General features: G+C 49.5%; 15 protein-coding genes and 2 riboswitches. Of the genes, 8 read left to right on the forward strand and 7 right to left on the reverse strand.

The window, feature by feature from the left end; all coding sequences use genetic code 11:
• Entirely contained in the window at positions 1-1344 is a 1344-nt protein-coding gene (locus ASG33_RS11255; protein WP_056286404.1) for a cobyrinate a,c-diamide synthase, read from the reverse strand.
• A gap of 226 nt (positions 1345-1570) precedes the next feature.
• Positions 1571-1715: riboswitch (cobalamin riboswitch) on the reverse strand.
• A 121-nt stretch (positions 1716-1836) separates the two neighbouring features.
• A riboswitch (cobalamin riboswitch) is annotated at positions 1837-2099 on the forward strand.
• Positions 2100-2225: 126 nt separating this feature from the next.
• Here ASG33_RS11255 and ASG33_RS11270 point away from each other — a divergent pair.
• Positions 2226-2855 (forward strand): hypothetical protein, encoded by a 630-nt coding sequence (locus tag ASG33_RS11270; protein WP_056284574.1) that lies wholly within the window; start codon positions 2226-2228, stop codon positions 2853-2855.
• A gap of 220 nt (positions 2856-3075) precedes the next feature.
• Positions 3076-5598 (forward strand): TonB-dependent siderophore receptor, encoded by a 2523-nt coding sequence (locus tag ASG33_RS11275; protein WP_229238621.1) that lies wholly within the window; start codon positions 3076-3078, stop codon positions 5596-5598.
• A gap of 53 nt (positions 5599-5651) precedes the next feature.
• On the opposite strand, the gene ASG33_RS11280 is transcribed toward ASG33_RS11275, so the two are convergent.
• The 3 genes from ASG33_RS11280 to ASG33_RS11290 all read right to left on the reverse strand — a co-directional run bounded on the left by ASG33_RS11280 (position 5652) and on the right by ASG33_RS11290 (position 9455).
• Entirely contained in the window at positions 5652-6845 is a 1194-nt protein-coding gene (locus ASG33_RS11280) for an acetate/propionate family kinase (RefSeq protein ID WP_056284576.1), read from the reverse strand.
• 9 nt (positions 6846-6854) lie between these two features.
• Positions 6855-8960, reverse strand: a complete 2106-nt coding sequence (gene pta / locus ASG33_RS11285) for a phosphate acetyltransferase (protein WP_056284579.1) — start codon at positions 8958-8960, stop codon at positions 6855-6857.
• A 63-nt stretch (positions 8961-9023) separates the two neighbouring features.
• Entirely contained in the window at positions 9024-9455 is a 432-nt protein-coding gene (locus ASG33_RS11290; RefSeq protein WP_162242742.1) for a PleD family two-component system response regulator, read from the reverse strand.
• Between the two features lie 219 nt (positions 9456-9674).
• Here ASG33_RS11290 and ASG33_RS11295 point away from each other — a divergent pair, with 219 nt between their 5' ends.
• From ASG33_RS11295 to ASG33_RS11305, 3 genes are all read left to right on the forward strand, one after another.
• Positions 9675-14216, forward strand: a complete 4542-nt coding sequence (locus tag ASG33_RS11295; RefSeq protein WP_056284586.1) for a CheR family methyltransferase — start codon at positions 9675-9677, stop codon at positions 14214-14216.
• A 62-nt stretch (positions 14217-14278) separates the two neighbouring features.
• Positions 14279-14716: a response regulator gene (locus tag ASG33_RS11300; RefSeq protein WP_162242743.1), complete on the forward strand. Its 438-nt coding sequence runs from the start codon at positions 14279-14281 to the stop codon at positions 14714-14716.
• A gap of 93 nt (positions 14717-14809) precedes the next feature.
• Positions 14810-15796 carry a chemotaxis protein CheB gene (locus ASG33_RS11305; protein ID WP_056284591.1) on the forward strand — a complete coding sequence of 329 codons (987 nt, stop codon included), beginning with the start codon at positions 14810-14812 and terminating at the stop codon, positions 15794-15796.
• A 67-nt stretch (positions 15797-15863) separates the two neighbouring features.
• On the opposite strand, the gene ASG33_RS11310 is transcribed toward ASG33_RS11305, so the two are convergent.
• Together ASG33_RS11310 and ASG33_RS11315 are read right to left on the reverse strand one after the other, a co-directional pair.
• The gene (locus tag ASG33_RS11310) at positions 15864-16400 is read right to left on the reverse strand and encodes a DUF4142 domain-containing protein (protein ID WP_056284593.1); all 537 of its coding nucleotides are present in this window, start codon (positions 16398-16400) and stop codon (positions 15864-15866) included.
• A 169-nt stretch (positions 16401-16569) separates the two neighbouring features.
• Positions 16570-16824 (reverse strand): hypothetical protein, encoded by a 255-nt coding sequence (locus ASG33_RS11315; RefSeq protein ID WP_056286411.1) that lies wholly within the window; start codon positions 16822-16824, stop codon positions 16570-16572.
• Between the two features lie 187 nt (positions 16825-17011).
• On the opposite strand from ASG33_RS11315, the gene ASG33_RS11320 reads away from it, so the two are divergent.
• Together ASG33_RS11320 and ASG33_RS11325 are read left to right on the forward strand one after the other, a co-directional pair.
• Entirely contained in the window at positions 17012-17737 is a 726-nt protein-coding gene (locus ASG33_RS11320) for a hypothetical protein (protein ID WP_157474718.1), read from the forward strand.
• 34 nt (positions 17738-17771) lie between these two features.
• Positions 17772-18443: a DUF6766 family protein gene (locus ASG33_RS11325; protein WP_056284600.1), complete on the forward strand. Its 672-nt coding sequence runs from the start codon at positions 17772-17774 to the stop codon at positions 18441-18443.
• A gap of 10 nt (positions 18444-18453) precedes the next feature.
• Here ASG33_RS11325 and ASG33_RS11330 read toward each other — a convergent pair whose 3' ends face one another.
• Positions 18454-18927, reverse strand: coding sequence for a hypothetical protein (locus ASG33_RS11330; RefSeq protein ID WP_056284603.1), 474 nt, complete (start codon positions 18925-18927; stop codon positions 18454-18456).
• 150 nt (positions 18928-19077) lie between these two features.
• On the opposite strand from ASG33_RS11330, the gene ASG33_RS11335 reads away from it, so the two are divergent.
• A complete protein-coding gene (locus tag ASG33_RS11335) occupies positions 19078-19635 on the forward strand; it encodes a DUF4142 domain-containing protein (RefSeq protein WP_056284605.1) in 558 nt (185 codons plus the stop codon).
• The last annotated feature ends 1 nt before the right edge of the window (position 19636 follow it).

The following is a 19636-nucleotide window of genomic DNA, read 5'->3' on the forward strand; positions in this document are numbered from 1 at the left end:
CTATCGGCTGTTGGCTGTCGGCTGTCGGCTTTTTGATATTAGATTTTCTAAAAAGCTTTGGGTTTCGCCCCAGTAGATGTGCATGTAGGTGCCGAAGGTGTTGTTTTTCCGGTAGAGCTTCGTATCTGTTTCAATGCCTCTTGCATTCGTAATCAGCGCGTTGTCGGCGGTTAAGCTGTTGTTTGTAAATCCGGAATAATGGAATTCGTGGCCGTTGAACTGCACCCCGTCCCAGTTTCCGGTGCGGTAACCCAGTACCATTTTGGAATGCAGCATACTGGTGCTGCATGGGAGCGCACCTGCCATTTCAAATGTGTCGCCCTGCGCATTCGTGAGCTGCTCGCCGAGGTACATCAGTCCGCCGCATTCGGCGAAGGCCAGACCGCCCCCGTCACAGTAAGCTTTGATACTCGCCCGCATTGATTCGTTTTCGCTCAGCTCTGCCGCATGCAACTCGGGGTAGCCGCCCGGGATATAGAGGAAATCCGTTTCGGGAAGTACGTGATCGTGAATCGGACTGAACCAGGTAATATGACCTAAACCGGCCAGTGCTTCAATATTTTGATGGTAAGTAAAAGTGAATGCTTCATCGCGGGCAATGGTAACTTTCAACCTGCTGCCTGGTTCTTTTACTGACACAACGGGGCTGCTTTCACCGGGGTTGATGTTAACCCTGGTCAATTCCAGCAGCCGGTCCAGGTTCACCGTCTGCTCCACCAAGTGAGCTGCACTTTCGATGATCTGCTCATAGTCTGTTTCCGCGGAAATATGCAAGCCCAGGTGTCGCGACGGGATTGCCAGTGCGCTGTTTTTAGACAAATAACCAAGCGCCTCAACGCCTGCATCTGCACAGGCATCCTGCAAAAAGCGATAATGCGATTCTGTCCCGACAAAGTTGAAGATCACTCCTGCAATAGAGATTTGCGGGTAAAAATTTTTGAATCCGTACAGCAAAGCCGCAGCCGAATACGCCATCGACCTGGCGTCGACTACCAAAACAACCGGGATACCCAGCAATTCTGCAATTGCCGCGCTGCTGCCGTCCATTTTCTGAGCGCCATCAAAAAGTCCCATTACACCCTCGGTCACTGATACGTCGGATTGAGCCGAATACTTTTCGTAAAGCGCCTGCACGTGCGCATTGGAGGACATGAATGTATCGAGGTTGATACTCTGGTTCCCCGCTGCCTCGGTGTGGTGAATGGGATCAATATAATCAGGTCCGCACTTGAAAGGCTGTACTTTCAGGTTGCGTCTGGTAAGCGCGCGCAGTAAACCCAGCGTGAGGGTCGTCTTACCCGAGTTGCTCGCCGGGGCAGAAATAAGAAAATGAGACTGGGTCATTGGTTCTGCTGCTAACGCCACTCCTATCCGGCTGTACACGCATTCGTGTCCATTCGTGCATTCGTGGCAAACAAAAATGTTGAGAGCCCGAGCTAAATCTCACAATGCAATCGGCAGAAAAAAGAAAAGACAGGAAGAATGGATTAAGAAGAAAACCCAATGGAGAGTACAGGGCATTAACCCTGAAACGCAATATCCAGATCAGACTAGCTTCATTCCGCGAAAGCATTGTCAACAAAGAAAAGGCAGGTTTTCTGACTCGTAACGTTAAAAATTTCAAACGTTACTTACAGTTGCGCGACAGCTCGTGATTCTCACACGATTCCCCTATTAATTCACTGGTTAGTAAAACCTTTCCTGTTGGAAAAAGATAGCAAAGAACTTGTTTGTGGCAAATGTAGCACGATTTTGCAGAAATCCCGGAAGGCAGCGCGGCAGAGGGACATTTTTTATCAGGAAGGAAATTTTTGCTTCACGGCATTCAAAAAGATATAGCTTTGCGGCTCATTTGGTTCACGCCGCTGGTGTGATTAAAAGGGAATCCGGTGTAAATCCGGAGCAGTACCCGCTGCTGTAAGTTCACAAAAAAGGAGCTAACAATTTGCCACTGGAAGAGGAATGTTAAATTTTGAATGATTGAATGAGTGAATAAACCATTCTATCATTCAATCATTCTATCATTCATTCATTATTCTTCCGGGAAGGCGTTAGCTACTGAACGAGTCAGAAGACCTGCCATTTGAAAATATCCGTTTTGCTTTCGGGAAGAAAGGCGAGAGGATTTTGGCAGGCGTTATTTCGTCGTGCCTTCTTCCCTGTTTTCCCTGTTCCAATCCGGATAAAATCAGTCAGCCTGCGCTTGCAGGGTTAAATTTTATTCGATGATCAATTTCCTGCTTATTGACTCCCTGCTGCTTGGTGTGCAGCATTCCTTCGAACCCGACCACATGGCGGCGGTTTCCGTACTGGCTACCGATGAAAAACGCAGTCCCGGCCAACGCTGGAAACTGATCTGGCGATCGTCGCATTGGGCCTTGGGACATTCTTTTACCCTCATCCTCTTCGCAGTGCTGGTACTGCTGCTCAAATCCACCTTTTCGCTGGAAGTTTCCGGAAAAGTCGAGCTGCTCGTTGGACCGCTGATGATCTGGCTGGGCATTATGGCAGTGATGCGGAATTTCAGAAGCTCCTCTGCCCCGCCTGTTGTCCATTCTCAAAAGTTCAGCCGCTCTTTCTGGGTAGGTATGGTGCACGGACTGGCTGGTACCGGCGGTGCCTGCGCAGTGGCATTAACGCTCGCCGCAAGTGACGCCCGCACGGCAGTATGGATCATCGTCATTCAAAGTCTGGGCATTATCCTGTCTATGTCCGCCTACGGCTACTTTTTCGCATTCTCAATCAGCAAATTCGTCTCCCACCGCGAAAGCTTCCTGCGCCTCGTCAACTACCTGGTAGGGGCATTTTCCATCATCATAGGAGCGATTACGCTGGCAGGCTCGGCGGGATTGTAGTAGCTGTATTCTTTTGATTTATTACGTTAATTTATTTTAAATGAGGTACTTGTATTTTCCCTTTTGGGGTGTTTGTTATGTTGCTTGTTGGCTTTTTCATGCTGTTGAATTGCTTTGTCATGCTATCCTTTTCCTCCGTCAAGCTGTCCATTCCTTTTGTCATGCTGAGCGCAGTCGAAGCATAGGGGCGTCGCGCCGGCTCACTTCGACTGCGCTCAGTGTGACAAGGTGGGGGCGCGGTGGTGTGGAGCGGGCGTCGCGCCGGCTCACTTCGACCGCCCGGCGGCCCGGTCCGCTCAGTGTGACAAAGCTGGGAAGCGGTGTTGTGGCGAGGGCGGCGCACTTCTTCACTTTGAATGCTCTGCATTCTTCGTTTCATGTTGTCTGCCCCCTTTGTCATGCTGAGCGCAGTCGAAGCATAGGGGCGTCACGCTTGTCTACTTCGCCTGAATTCCACTCGCTTTGTCATGCTGAGCGGACCGGGTCGCCGGGCGGTCGAAGCAAAATAGCGTCACGCTCGTTCACTTCGACTGCCCGGCAGCCCGGTGCGCTTAGTGTGACAAGGTGGGAGCGCAATGGTGTGGAGCGGGCTTCACACCTGGCGTTCCTTGCTTCGCTTTTTCTTCCGCTCCTCTCTTTTGGTCAGGGTTCGGATTCTATTCGGCAGAATGTGTTGAATCCGGTGGTGGTTACTGCTACGCGGTTTGAGACGAAGGTGGAGGCTATTGCGCAGAAGATGGTTTTGATTTCGAAGAGTGATATTGAACTGACACCATCGGCGGACCTGACTGATATTGTGCGGAAAACGGCTGCTGTGGATGTGATTCAGTATCCCAATTTGTCTTCCGGTATCGGGATAAGGGGTTTCCGGCCGCAGTTCTCGGGACTAAACCAGCGGACGCTGCTTTTGATCGATGGCCGGCCTGCCGGCGCGACCAACCTTTCACAAATTAACCTCAATGGCGTTGAGCGGATTGAAGTGTTGAAAGGTCCCGCGTCTTCGCTCTATGGCTCGCAGGCAATGGGAGGGGTGATCAATGTAATTACTGCGCGTTCGAAGGGGGACCACAGGGGGTCCACATTCGCTGAATACGGCAGTTTCCAGACTGTTCAGGCCGGGCTGAATTCGGGAGGTAACCTCACCAAAAAGCTTGATTACGACCTTTCTTTCAACTATCTGGAACGTGCAAAAGATTATAAAATCGGCAAAAACAACTGGCTGCGTGATGCATTTAGCTTCAATAATGCGCAGAAAAATTATGCTTCCGGCGTAAGTGAAAATGTGGATGAAAGTGTTACTGACGGACAAAGAAGACCTTTTACAAAATTACATTATTACTCCGGCAGGCTGCGCGCGGGATACCAGCTTGCCACAAACTGGCGCGTGGATGTGAGCGGGGAAAGTTTTCAGGCGAAAGATGTGGAATCGCCCGGCGAAATCTCTTCGGGAAGTTCGGAAGCCAGTACCAAGAATGTGGACCGCGCTGCCATTGACTTTTCAGTTTCCGGCAAGATCGGCAACCACAGTCCGTCGCTGAAAGTGTTTACCTCCGAAGAAAATACCCGCAATTTCACCCTGAATGTATCCGGTAAGCCGGTGGTACCATTCCGCTCGGCTGAGCTACAAAATTCATGGAAAGGTTTACAGGTAAAAGATGTCTGGAAGCTGGGCAATCACGCGCTGATCCTCGGCTACGATTACCTGAATGCGGCTACCAAAAGCAGAAGATGGACAAACGACACCACCGAGCGCGGCCCCACGCAGCCGGCCTATGCGATCATTTCTTCCGCATTTTACGCGCAGGCGCTGCTTACCTTCAACAAACTGACTTTACAACCCGGAATTCGGTACGATCAGATCACATTTGATGTGCGCAAGACGGCCCTTTTACCTTCCTATAAAGCAGGCAAAACAACAAACCCATTTACCAGTCCGAGCCTGGGTGCGACTTACCAGGTGCTGCCGTTTTTCCAGATTAAAGGTGCATTAGGCCGCGCATTCGTAACTACCGATGCTTACAGTGTGGCTGGTTACAATGAGGTACGGGATGCCAAAGGGAGGATCGCGGTAACAGCAGGGAATGCCGACCTTAAAAATGAAAGCAGCCTCAGCTGGGACCTGGGCCTGCATTATACCAAACCCAGGTCGGGCTTCTCTGCCGGTGTTACCTATTTCTCTACCAAGGTGGATAACCGGATTGCCAAGATCATTAAAACGACCAGCGAGCCGCAGGCAAATGGCGACATAATCGTGTCCCGGGCCACTTTCGTGAATGCGGCCGACGCGGATATATCCGGACTTGAAATTGAAATTTCGTACGATCTGGGCGCATTGAATGATTTCAGATATGCATTGCGCGCTTACTGGAACGGTTCGTCGATCTTCAAAGCGCGCGAGCTGATCATTGACACAGATGGCGCCGCTACAAACCGCGATATCCAGAATGTGGCCAGAAATACATTCAATTATGGTTTGGAATATGACAACCGGAAGTGGCTGCGTGTGCGGCTCTCGGGAAGGTCGGTGGGAACGCGGAAGGATATTGACTACAGCGACCCGGTCAATCCCGAAATCGAATACCCGCAGTATATGGTTTTCGACCTCGCCGCCTCTTTCAAGATCAATCCAATGCATTCGTTAACCATGAAAGTAGCCAATGTAACGGATGAAAATTATTACGAAAAAAGAGGCTATAACCTCCCGGGAAGAGCAGTTTCGGTACGTTACCAGATTATGTTTTAACAAACAAAAAGGCCGGAGATTGCAGCCTTACAATCTCCGGTCCAATAACATCTTTATAGCAATTCAAGCGTTTGCTGGGCGATTTCCAGCTCCTCGTTCGTAGGTACCACCAGAATTTTTACACCATCCCCCACCCGGCTGATCTCACGGATATTACCTGCGCGTATGCTGTTTTTTTCTTTATCAAGATGGATGTTGAGGTAGTCCATTCCCGTACATACCGCCTCACGGATCGCGACGTCGTTCTCTCCTACCCCGGCTGTAAAAACAATGGCATCCAGTCCGTTCAAAACAGCTGCATAAGCGCCAATATACTTTTTGATCCGGTAGGCATACATATCCAGGATCAGGCTTGCAGGGCGGCTGCCCTCCTGCTGCATTCTGCGCACGTCGCGCATGTCATTCGATCCTGTAAAGCCGCGCAGGCCCGACTGCTTGTTCAGTATGTCGCTGATTTCATCGGGTGTGTACGTTCCGTTATCCATCAGATGCAGCAGCACCGAGGGATCGATATCCCCGGAACGGGTACCCATGATCAGGCCGCTTAACGGGCCGAACCCCATACTTGTATCCACCGAGCGGCCACTATCCACGGCGGTAATGCTGCAACCGTTACCCAGGTGAATGCTGATGATCCTGGCATCCTGCCTCCCGAGCCACTGCATTGCTTTTTGTGTTACGTGACCGTGGCTTGTACCATGAAAACCATAAACACGCATTTTATCCTTCTCATAAAGCTTCTCGGGTATCGCATACCGGTACGCCACTTCCGGGATAGTCTGGTGAAATGCAGTGTCGAAAACTGCCACCTGTACCGCTTTCGGGAAAGTGGCTTCCGCTACTTCAATGCATTCCAGGCTGACGGGATTATGCAAGGGCGCCAGGTCCGAGAGTTCTCTGATCTTCTCTTTGATGTCGGCTGTGATGCGTGTGGCTTTTGAAAAATAATCCCCTCCATGTACCACGCGGTGCCCTACCGCCGCAATCTCGTCCGTGTTTTGGATCAAACCGTCTGCCGGATCAGAAAGCAGCCGCAGTACTTTGTTTAAACCAACCGCGTGATCAGCGATATGTTCCTCGCTTTCCAGCACCTTTTCGATGCCGCCATTGAGCGTTTTGTGTTTGATAAATGCATTTTTCGCACCTATCTTCTCAATGATACCTGTGCAAAGAGGCGCCTCAGAGGGCATTCTAAAAAACTGGTATTTGAGCGAGCTGCTGCCCGCATTGATGACAAGTATGTTCATAGGCTTGTTTTAAACAGGCTGCAAGCCTTCCTGGCACTGAATTGCCGTGATCACTACTGTGTTAAAAATATCATCTACCGTACAGCCGCGGCTCAAATCATTGACCGGCTTGTTCAGCCCCTGCAGCATCGGACCAATTGCCAATGCGCCTGTCTCCCGCTGCACCGCCTTGTAGGTATTGTTTCCGGTATTCAAATCCGGGAAAATCAGCACGCTGGCTTTTCCGGCCACTTCCGATTCAGACAGCTTTTGCTTTCCGACGATCGGGTCTACGGCAGCATCGTACTGAATGGGGCCTTCCACTTTCAGGTCGGGCCTTTTCTGTTTTACAATGCGGGTCGCTTCCCTTACTTTCTCCACATCCTCCCCTTCCCCGGAAGAACCGGACGAATAGGACAACATCGCAATGCGGGGCTCGATGCCGAACCTTGCGCTGCTTTCAGCTGACGAAATCGCAATGTCGGCCAGTTGCTCGGCGGTAGGATTTGGATTCACTGCACAATCGCCGAACACCGACACGCGCTCGGGCAGGCACATGAAGAAAATAGACGACACGATGGATACGCCGGGTTTGGTTTTGATAAACTGCAATGCCGGCCTGATCGTATGCTGAGTAGTGTGTATCGCGCCCGAAACCATTCCGTCCGCCTCTCCCATATACACCATCATGGTTCCGAAATAGGAAACATCCTGCATCAGGTCACGCGCCATTTCCTGGTTCACGTTCCGGTTTTTACGAAGCTCGTACAGCTTCTCAGCATACAGCTCATACTTATCCGAATTGGCCGGATCAATAATGCGGATCTCATTCATATCGGGATTGAGGCCGAGCCGCTTGAAAGACGCGGTGATCTCCGCAGGGTCGCCCAGAATGGTCAGCTGCACCACCTGCTGGTTCACCAGGCGCGTGGCGGCTTTCAGGATCCGGTCATCGTTTCCTTCTGGCAGTACGATGTGTTTTTTCTGATTTTTAGCCCATTTCACCAACTGATACTGGAACATATGCGGCGTAATACCCTGCGGCTGGAAAGTAATGATCCGCTCGTCCAGCGCTTTCACGTCCACATATTTTTCGAAAGTCTCGATAGCCAGACCGATCTTTTTCTTATTATCTGCCGTAATCCGGGAGTTGATGGCGCCGATTGCGGTAGTTGTTTCGAAAGTACCCTTTTCCACTGCCAGGATCGGGATCACGGTTTGCAGACCTTCGATCATCCGCACCACCGGTTCGTCGGGCAAGGTACCTGCGGTGAGCACGATACCTGCCACTTTCGGGTAATTAGTAGAAAGGTTCGCCTGAATAGCCCCGATGATAATGTCGCCCCTGTCGCCTGGTGTTACGATGAGGACATTCTCCTTGATGTGATTAAGAAAGTTGGGCAGCATCATTGCGCCGGTCACGAAATTATCAACCTGGTTCGATATCAGGCTTTCACCAAAAAGTAGCTTGGCCTGCAATGCATCGCATATTTCGCGCATTGTAGGACTTTGTAAATCCTTGTTCCAGGGAATAACCGACAGCATTACATGCGCAGGCACCTGCATTTGCAGCAATGCAGTAATATCTTCCTGCTGCTCGGGCTTGACACGGTTTACAACAATACCGACCACCTGCACTTCCCTGTTTTCGAAATTGTGCAGGATATTGAGTACCGCACTTACGATCTGCGAAGTAGATTTATTCTGTCCGCCGACAATGGCGAGCACGGGCGCGCCGAGGTTTTTCGCGATTGCCGCATTGGATTCAAACTCGAATGCAATACCCTCGCCGAGAAAATCGCTGCCTTCGATCACAGTAAAATCGTAGGTATCTTCCAGCTTTTTGTACTTGCTGATGATGGTATCCAGCATTTCACCCTGGTTTTCTGACTCGGTGAACTGCAGTACCTGCTGCCTGGTGAATGCGAAGGTATCCTCGTAAGGAACGGGGAGCGCAAAATAGTCGAGTATCGCTTCCACATGCCGCTCTTTCTTGCCCGGCGGCTGCTCGGAAATGATCGGTTTGAAATACCCTACCTTCTCGGTTTTGCCGAGTAACATATTCACGAGGCCGAGGGCCAGCACCGACTTGCCTGTAAATGGTTCTGCCGAAGCTATAAAAATGGATTTTGTCATAAATGGAAGTCTGTTTGGACAGTTCGCTTTAACCAGAACCGCACCATAGTAAAAGCAATGTGGCTAATCTGAGCCATATTTTTGCAAATGCGCTGCCAGAAAATCTTTCAGGCCGTAGAGGTCAGTAAGGTCGGCAGATTTTCGCAGAAAGGTCATTGCGCCCAGTTCAACGCTTTTAGTGGCCACACTGTCTGTATAATCGGCACTGTTGATCACAACCGGAATATCTTTCCACTTTGGATTCATCCGGTTGCCGGAATTTTTAAGGATTTGCAGGAGCTCATACCCATCCATTTCCGCCATATTCAGGTCGAGCATGATCAATGCAGGAAACTCCTCGTCCCCTGCGGTACCATCTATGGCGGCCACTCTTTCCAAAAATGACCTGGCGCCATCGAAGAACTCTATCTTTCCTTCCGGTAAAAACCTCCCCAGGAAATGGTTCAGCAAGAACCTGTAATCGGCAGAGTCGTCGACAATGAAAACGGGTCTCATGGTTTCGCTGGTCGGGTAAGGATTTGTTGATATGAGCAAAGAATTAAGGCGAAAAGCAACAATCATGCCAATTTTGAAATAGTACCTGCCGAATAATCATGGTTGTAACACAGTAGACTACCATTTCTTTGTTTTTATATAGGCTTAAAACTTTTACTTTTACCTACCTCCTTTATTAGAAACAAACAAAAAAAACCTTACTCCGTAAATAAAATCTGAATGTCTGAAGATGCGAATGATGAATACGTAAATCTGACACCTGGCAGCAAGCCGGTGCCCGTGGTAGCGATTGGAGGATCTGCGGGAGGGCAACTTGCTGTGACCGAGCTTTTGCAGCATCTTCCGCCGGATACCGGCCTGGCATTTGTATATATTCAACATCTATCCCCCGAATTTGAAAGCCGGCTTTCGTCCATTCTAGCGAAGGCTACGCAGATGAAAGTGCTGGAAGCAGCACCACTGATGCAGATTTCCCCCAACCACCTTTACGTCATCCCTCCGAACAAGGGAATGGAAATCATAGACGGCGTACTGGTGCTGGTACCCAGAAAGCCGCGCCCGCACATTCATCTTCCGATCGACCAGTTTTTTATATCTCTTTCGGAAAGACAAAAGGACGGTGCAATCGGTATTGTATTGTCGGGTATGGCGAGTGACGGAACGCTGGGACTGAAAGCAATTAAAGTAGCGGGAGGCATCACTTTCGCGCAGGATGAAAGTGCAGAATTTTCCGAAATGCCGCAGTCGGCGATCAGTGAGGGTGTGGTCGATATGGTGCTGAGCCCGAAAGACATTGCCGCCGAACTGGTGCGGCTGAGCCAGCATGCCGATATATTCCAGCTTACGAACGAGACACAGGAAAATATAGAAGAAGATTCCACCGACAAAGACCTTGCAAAGATTCTCGCATTTGTAAAGTCATCGGTAGGGATAGATTTTGGTCATTATAAAAAAAGCACGATCCGCAGGCGGATCATCAGGCGAATGCTGTTGTACAAGCTGGACAAGCTGAGCCAGTATATGGACTACCTGAAACAGCATCCTGCCGAGGCCACTATCCTTTACAATGACCTGCTTATTAACGTAACCAGCTTTTTCCGGGATGAGCAGACAATGGACTACCTTAAAAAGCAGATCCTTCCTGCCATTATCAAAAACAAAAATGCGGGGGATCCTGTCAGGCTTTGGGTAACGGCTTGTTCCACGGGACAGGAAGCGTATTCCATTGCCATGATCATTATGGAAATACTTGGTGAACGTACCGCCAGTATTCCGATCCAGATCTTTGCAACCGACCTGAGCGAAACTGCTATTGCCAAAGCGCGGGTTGGCGTATATACCCAGAGTGAGGTAAAGGATATCTCTGTACGAAGACTAGACCGCTTTTTTACCAAAACCGACGAGCAGTACCGGATCAACAAGCCTATCCGTGACCTGTGCGTGTTTGCACCGCATAACCTGCTTACCGACCCGCCGTTTTCAAGGCTGGATATGGTCACCTGCCGCAATCTGCTGATATACCTGGATGATATGCTGCAGAAAAAAGCGCTCGCGACTTTCCATTATTCCCTGAACCCGGGCGGCGTGCTGGTACTCGGAAAATCGGAGGCAGTAGGCAGCTCGCCTTCGCATTTCTCGCAGATTGAAAAGGAATACAAGGTTTTTGCAAGAAAAAACAATACGGTTGCACGGATTCCATCGGACATCAGTATTAAAAGAAACGCTTTCGTAATTGACACCAAAACTTCTACCTCTAAGAGCCAGGAAATGCTACCCCCACAAGATCTGGATAAGCTTGTTGACACCTGGCTGCTAAGCAATTTTATCCCGCCAAGTATTATTGTAGATCAGGATATGGAGATTCTCCAGTTCCGCGGCTCTACGAGTCTCTTCCTTGAACACGCCACAGGCAAAGCCAGCCTGAACCTTTCGAAAATGGCGCGGCCGTCACTTGTTTTCGAGTTGCGTAATGCGATACACAAGGCAAGAAAGACCTCCCAGCCGACCAGCAAGTCGGGCCTGGAAGTGATCGTAGATGGTGTGGTACATTACGTCGAGATCAAGGCGGTGCCAATTACGAGCTCGGCCAATCAGCAGTTGTTCCTCATCCTTTTTGAGGAGTTGAAGGATAATCCAGCCGCCCTGGGTGTCATGGAAATGGAAGCGGACAAGCGCGTTCTGATGCTGGAAGCAGAACTGGCAGCGCTGCGGCAGGATATGCACTCGATCATTGAAGAACAGGAGGCCAGCAATGAAGAGCTGCAATCGGCGAATGAAGAGATTGTCAGCAGCAACGAAGAGCTGCAGAGCATCAATGAAGAACTCGAGACCAGCAAGGAGGAAATTGAATCTGCAAATGAGGAATTGCAGACGATCAACCAGGAGCTGCAGGTAAGAAACGACCAGCTCAGCGAATCCTACGACTATTCGGAAGCGATCCTGGATACCATTAATGAAGCCACCCTCGTACTCGACGATCAGCTCAGGATCAAGGTGGCGAACAAAGCGTTTTACCGCGTGTTCCGTACCAATCCGGAGAGTACAGTGGGAAGTACAGTTTATGAGCTGGGCAACCGCAAACTCGATTTCAGCGGATTCAGCGACTTAATGCATAACCTGATCAGCCGAAATGCCCCGATCACCGGATTTGAGGTCAAGCTGGAAGTAAACTCCGGAGACGAACGCATCATGCTGATCCACGCGCGGAAAGTCCTGCTGCACCGCAAGCAGACGATCCTGCTTGTATTCGAAGATAATACGGAGCACCACAAAGCGCAAAGTCTGCTCAAAGAGCGCCAGCAATGGTTTGAGGAGCTAGTCGACAATGCAACCGCCATGATCTGGGTATCTCGGCCTGACGGGAAGGTCAATTACCTGAACAAAGCGTGGCTGGATTTCACGGGACAATCTTACGAGAAAGAAAAGGGACATTTACTGGCGGAAAGCATCCACCCCGAAGACCGGGACTGGTACAAGGAGCTTTCTGTCAAAAGTATGAACGACAGATCGCCTTACACGGCTGAATACAGGTTGCGGAGGCGTGATGGCGAGTACCAGTGGATACTGGAAAATACGAAACCGATGTTTTCCAGCAACGGGGTTTTCTCCGGGTATATAGCCACCTGCACCAATGTTCATTTGCAAAAAACACTAACCCAGCAGCTCAACCTGCATGTGGAGGAAAGAACAAGAGAACTTACCAATGCCAATACCGGACTCGAAAGGGCCAATGCAGAACTGAGGCGCACGGCCGCCCGACTGCGGAGTGTACTGAACGGCGTACCCGCCGCGCTGACCTTAATGGAAGCGGTGTACTCGCCGGAGGGGAAAGTGGTTGACTTCATTACTTCCATTTACAACGACGTAGCGCTCGAACTCACCGGAATGAGCGAGTCGGACCTGACCGAGAAAACGCTGCTGCAATGGTATCCCGACTTCCGCGACACCGGACTGTTTGACCTTTATACCGAAGTACTTACCACAGGAAATACAGCCTATCGCGAAGTGAGCGGATTGAGGATTGCTCCCGGAAAAACGGCCGCATTCCTGATCACGCGGCAAGTGGATCTGGCGGGTATAGTGGTGACTGTACTGGATATTACAGACCGCAAGCAGGCAGAAACGAGATTGGTACAAACTGCCGAGAATTTGCAGGCTGTGCTCAACAGCTCCCCTGCTTCTATCGGCTTTTTCAAGGGGATATACGAAGGCGACGAGCCTGTTGATTTCAGATTGGCTGTTTGCAATGAGAAATTTGCGACCGGTTTGGGCAAGCAGGTTGGTGAAATGCTGGGAATGCTCGCCTCAGAACTTTATCCGGCGGAAAAAGTGAAGATAATGACGGAGGTACTTGCCAAAAAAGAGTACCGCTACGAAGAAATATTAAGTGAGGAACCCGAACGCAAATGGGCGGGTGTTTCCATATCCCAGCACGACCACGGCGTAGCGATCACGGAACTGGATATCAGCTCCCTGAAAGAAGCAAAATCCCACCAGGACGAACTGATCGAGCAGCTGAACGGATCCGTAGAGATCATCGAGTCGCTTTCGGTAGTGAAGGAATATGTGCGCCAGCGGGGCTCTTTCCTGCGGTCGACCTTCCATGACCTGCGCGGCAGCTTTGGCATTATCAGCGGGGCAGCATCTCTGATGAATATCATGGAAACGGAAGAGGACAGGAAGAAGACCGTCGATATGATCCAGCGTAACCTGGGCCAGGTTGCGCAGATGATGAACCAGCTGCTCGATTTTGCAAGACTGGAATCAGGACAGGAAAGACTGGAAATCACTTCATTCAACGTTTCCCAGTTGTTGCGGGAGTTGTGTGATGGTTCTTCCCCAATGGCAGCGACCAAAAATCTGTCGCTTCAATGTGAAGGACCAGCCGAGCTGGTGATTAACGGAGATGTAGTGAAAATCAGGCGCATTGCTCAAAATCTACTGCTGAATGCAATCAGGTATACAGCAGCCGGCAGTGTGAATGTGAGCTGGAACGAAGCCGGTTTTGGCGACAATCCGGGCTGGCAGTTCAGTATTGCGGATACCGGAGTGGGGATTTCCCCAAAACTGATCGACCGCATTCTGGGCGATGACGGCGACGAAGACCAGCAGGAAAAAGGACGCGACAAGAAAGAAAATAATGGGGAAGGTATTGGGCTGTTTATTGTTAAGCACCTGATCAGGCTGCTGAAAGGAGACTTGCAGATCACCAGTGGTGAAGCGGGTACAACCTTTGTAGTTAGTCTTCCAAAAACATATTAACCAAGGAAACCGGGTGGCATAAGTTGAATAGTGTAGTCTCGGAGGCGAAAAATATGACTGATATGATTAGAGAAATGTACATTGTCGACGACAATCCCGATTTTCATTTTCTGCTTTACAAAGCGTTCAAACAATTTGGCGGGCAGTATGCAATGAAATTTTTTGAAGACGGCAAAGTGCTGCACAGACACCTGAATACGCTGATCACTCAACAAAAGAGTGATCAGCTGCCGGGATTGATTATTGTGGATCTCAACATGCCGGGCATGAACGGACTCGACCTGCTCAAAGCACTCCGCCAGCAGAGAGCCCAAACCGACACCTACCTCAACGAAATCCCCGTGGTGGTGATGAGCAGCGAGACACGCACGGACAAAATCCATCAATGTTACCAGTTCGGCGCTGACGCTTACATTGTTAAGCCTATGGAGCTCGAAAACCTCAAAAACACGCTGCAGGGAATCTGTAACTTTTGGCTCGGCAGGGTTACGGCGAATTAATCCCGGGAAAAACAGATTAACAGGCTCATTCGGGAATAACTTTTTACAGGGTGCTGCAATTTAAAATTCGCAGCTATAAATTCTGTATTCCGAATGGAGAACCGTGACATTGTTGTAATTGGGGCCTCGGCAGGTGGGGTCACCGCATTGAAAGAAGTAGTGGCCTGTTTGCCAGGCGATTTGAAAGCAGCTGTATTTATTGTTCAGCATTTATCCCCCGAAACAAAAAGCTATCTACCCGAAATCCTGTCCTATGCCGGGAACCTTCCTGCGGCGCACCCGAAAGATGGCGAAATAATCGAGGCAGGCCGCATTTACGTGGCAAAGCCCGACTATCACATGATTGTTGAGGATAATACCATATCTGTAAAAAAAGGCCCGAAGGAAAACCGCTTCCGCCCTTCCATTGATGTTACCATGCGCTCCGTTGCGTGTCAGTTCGGCGGGCGGGCGATCGGCATTGTGCTCACGGGCAGACTTACCGACGGCACTTCCGGTTTATGGTCTGTAAAGGAAATGGGCGGGACTACGATTGTTCAGGCTCCCGAAGATTCGATGTTTGCCGATATGCCCAATAATGTGATCAAACATATTGATGTGCATCACATTGTACCATTGCAGGAAATAGGACCCCTGATCATAGAGCTGGTCGGCCAATCTGCTGATCAGCTAAAAAAGACGGATGAACCCCTGAAAGAATTGTTGAAGATCGAAACAGAAATTGCAGCGGAAGAAAACGCGCTTGAAAAAGGCATTACTGAGATGGGAGAAAAAACAAACCTGACATGCCCGGAATGCGGAGGCGCACTGGTTAGCCTGCGTGAGGGAACTTCGGTACGGTACCGCTGCCACACAGGCCACGGATTCTCTTCTGAGTCGCTCTGGCTCTCCATTAATGAATCCATCGAGACCAAATTGTGGCAGGCTGTGCGAAGCCTGGAAGAAGGTATCATTTTCCTGGAACAATCGGCTACGCACTACGATTCGCAGGGCGACGAGCTGAATTCGACAGAACTTTATGGAAAAGCCGATGAGCTGAAATCGCGCTCAAAGGCACTCATCAAGTTCATCTACAATTGAGCAAAAATGCATTTCCTGCTCTCTCAGGGGCACGTTAGCTCCGGATCGAGCAGGAAATTAGCAGATCTTATTTGTGGGATTTGTGAGATGCGGGGGAGTTACTCGAATGTTTGAACAACTCTTCAGCCATTTCGAGATGATGCTTTAATGCAGGGATCTTTGCATCTGCCCAACTTTTCAATTCATTGTCCTGGCCTTTATTGGACTCGGTCTGGAAAAGCCCGATTGTTTGTTCGTGTGAGGCAATCATCATGTTCATATAAAGCATATCGAATGGCTCGCCTTTCATTGCTGCAAGACTATCGTACTGCTGCTTTGCCGCTTTGCCAAGACCGGCTGGTATCTGGATCTGCTTCTTTTTAGCAAGTGCTTTTAGCTCGTCATTTACTTTGGTATGGTCTTTTACCATCATTTTACCATATTCCTTAACCTTTGGGGAAACACCGTTTTTAGCAGCCAGGTTACCCAGCTGTACTTCCAGCATCCCTCCTTCCGCAGCTTTAAGAACAAATTGCTGGTCTGGTGAATCCAGCCGGAGGCCCGACACTGCTGCGAGCATGATAACTGTGGTGAAGCAACTTGCCCACACGATGATCGTCTTCATAAATGTTTTGTTTAAATGTTACTGATTTAGCGTGCGGTCTTTGTAAAAATGCATGCCAGTGACACGGAAGTATAGCGCTGGCGGTACTCAAAAAGAAAGCGGCCCGATTACGCGCTGCTGTTTATAACAGTCCGCATAATCAGGCCGCTCTGCCTGGTAGTCTGATATTCTACTCGTGGTCGGTAGAGTCGTGACCTTGTGTTTTTACAATCTTGTTGTAAGTTCCCAGCAGCAGGAATGGAGCCGCCCATTGTCCAACAAACAATGCAGTATGTTTTCGTCCAAGGATTTTCAATGTAAGTGACGCGCCCATTGAAGCGATCGCCGCCCATAAAAAGATGTCTGAGGGCAACTTCGCGGTTTGTTCCTCAATGGCTTCTGCTACTTTTCCTTCGCGGTGTTGCGGATTAATTTGATCGTTCATATCTGTTGATTTAAGCCTGCACCCGTTTGCAGGCACCGGGTTTGAACAAAAATTATTCCAACTGCCTTCATCTATCCCAAAAACTGACCGGAAATCAGGCACAATCCGGGCGCTACAACCTCTGGTTTTGAGTGGAACAGTTTTTTCTCTTATTGCCTGCATCACAGTCTTCACAGTATAGTATCGTATGACCACACTTTCCAGAACTTGCCTCGCAGCAATTTTCATTTTGTTTGCGTGCAGCTCCGTTTTTGCACAATTAACCATTTTCAACGTTTCTTCCTCCGATATTGCCGACGCGCGGCAGATCAGCATTCAGCAACAATTCGAGATCAATGATCAGATCGAGTCCTCCACAACGCTCACTTATGGTCTTGGAAAAGGCTGGGAAGCAGGACTTAACCTCATTAATGTGGATTACAATTATAAAACGAGGCATTTTGAGGTCAACGATACAACAACAATACTTCCATTCGCGCCACTCCTGCTGGCCAATGCGCAGAAATCTTTTGAGCTGAACGATCATTTTTCCACAGGTTTCGGCGCTGTGGCGGGCACCAATCTCACAGGCAGCCACGGGCACAGGTTTGTTTATTACGGATATGCCAACCTGCTTGCGACAGTGGGGAGCCGGGACCAGTACCAGTTTGTGGCCGGGCCGTACATTAGTAACCACCGTTACCTGAGCGACGGTCCCGTTTACGGGGTTCAAAGCGGGGTTGATCTTGGATTCTGGTATAAAAAAATCCATTTTCTTGCTGACTGGATCTCGGGGTCACATAACAAAGGGCGCCTTACCGCCGGTATCGAGCTTTTCCTGGCAGAGCGTTTCCCGCTTTCACTCGGCTGGCAGCGTTCCAATGCCGATGGTTCGCAGGCTGCGGTTGTACAATTAACGATTTTACCAAAATGAGTCTGAATATTCCCACGTTTTCTCAAAACCCATCATGAAAACAGCAGAGACAAAACATTCCTTCTTCTATCGGAACAGTTTAAGTATCGTATTTATCACCTTGTTCCTGGTGACGCTCGCGGGACAGGCCATTACCGGCTGGCACGAGCATAATTCGGAGCTTGAACAGGACAATGCCCCCGCAATCGGGTTTACAGCTTACCTGCAAAGCGGGCACTTCATTTCTGCCACATTTGAAAACTTTGAAAGTGAATTCCTGCAAATGGCCCTGTACGTGGTACTCACCGTGGGACTACGCCAGAAAGGCTCCGCGGAATCCAAGTCTCTTGATGAAAAAGAAGAGGTAGACCGTGAGCCACGCCCGGGAAAAGACGCGCCCTGGGCGGTTAATAAAGGAGGGTGGATACTGAAACTATATGAAAATTCACTGTTCGCGATGTTCCTGGTTCTGTTCCTGATCAGCTGGTACCTGCACCTTTACGGAAGCTGGGTGGACCATAATGAACAGCAGGTTTTAAACGGAATGCCGGCGGATACGATGGGAAACTACCTGACGCAGGCTAACTTCTGGTTTGAGGCATTTCAAAACTGGCAGAGCGAATTCCTTTCCATTGCGAGCATTGTAGTATTTACCATTTTCCTTCGTCAGAAAGGTTCTCCCGAATCCAAACCCGTAGATGCGCCTGACTCAGAAACAGGTAAATGAGGTTACCAGACTACGCTACCGACGTATAAGCATCCTGGGTATCATCAGAAAATTCGGTCAACTCGGCTGCCAGCGTGTGGCTCAGGGAGGCCAGCTGGCTGATGTGCGCGTGACAGGCCAGGGCGGCCTCGCTATCTTCATCTATATGTGAGAGCAACAGCTCGTATGCGCTGATCAGCTGCTGCTCTCCCCGGATCAGATCGGAAAGCAAGCCAGCAAGGTTATCAGCGTCCATTGAATCGTCGTTTTTACTTCTAGTAATACTCGCCAGATCACCATCATTCAGGTTGCACTTCACCGACTCGTAAAGCGCACCCATTTCCTTTTTGTACAAAAGGGAAATCATAAAGCCATTGCTGCACGTTTTTCGCAACGCAGCAGAGATCTCCAACCCCATTACAGACCTGAAAAGCTCTTCCTGCTTTTTAATCAGCCTCCAAACGCGGGCGGTACACTTGACGATATCTCTTGAACTCTCTGACATGGATATGGGATAAAACTTTGAGCGCGATTATAAAAATCGTGCCAAAAAATTGCTTCCACACTTTTGAAAAAAGAGGTGAGCGGCTACTGGCATGCCTTTTTATTAGCGACCGGCGAAAATTTATCAACAACAAACTTAAAAATGCGTCTTATGAAAAAGTTGAAATTGCTCCTGATGCTTACCGCCGGAATGTTCGTGGCCGTATCCTGTAATGATGATGACGATGATAATGTGGGGACTATGGTACCCGAAGCCGACAGGATGTTTGTAACAAATGCAGCAGACGGGGGAATGTTTGAAGTGAAAGCGGGAGAGATGGCGGTTGCAAAAGGCGACACGGCCGGAACAGGTATGGTAATGGGATCGGATACAATGAGCATCAAATCTTTCGGGCAAATGATGATAACTGACCACACCAAAGCCAATAATGAGCTGAAAGGAATTGCAGATCCCAAGAAAGTGGAAATCCCTGCGACACTGAGCGCGGTCAAGCAAAAAATGCTGGACAGCCTGAACACTGCCTCTGGTGCTGCATTCAATATGATGTATGTACGTATGATGGTTGCTTCTCACAAGGAAACCGTTTCGCTGTTTGAAAAACAGTCAAACACAGGTCAGGATGCCGAGCTTAAATCATGGGCTTCTCAAAAGCTGCCTACTCTGAGACACCATCTTGAAATGGCGGAAATGATGCATGATAAAATGTAAG

The sequence above is a fragment of the Dyadobacter sp. Leaf189 genome (assembly GCF_001424405.1).
Classification (GTDB): domain Bacteria; phylum Bacteroidota; class Bacteroidia; order Cytophagales; family Spirosomataceae; genus Dyadobacter.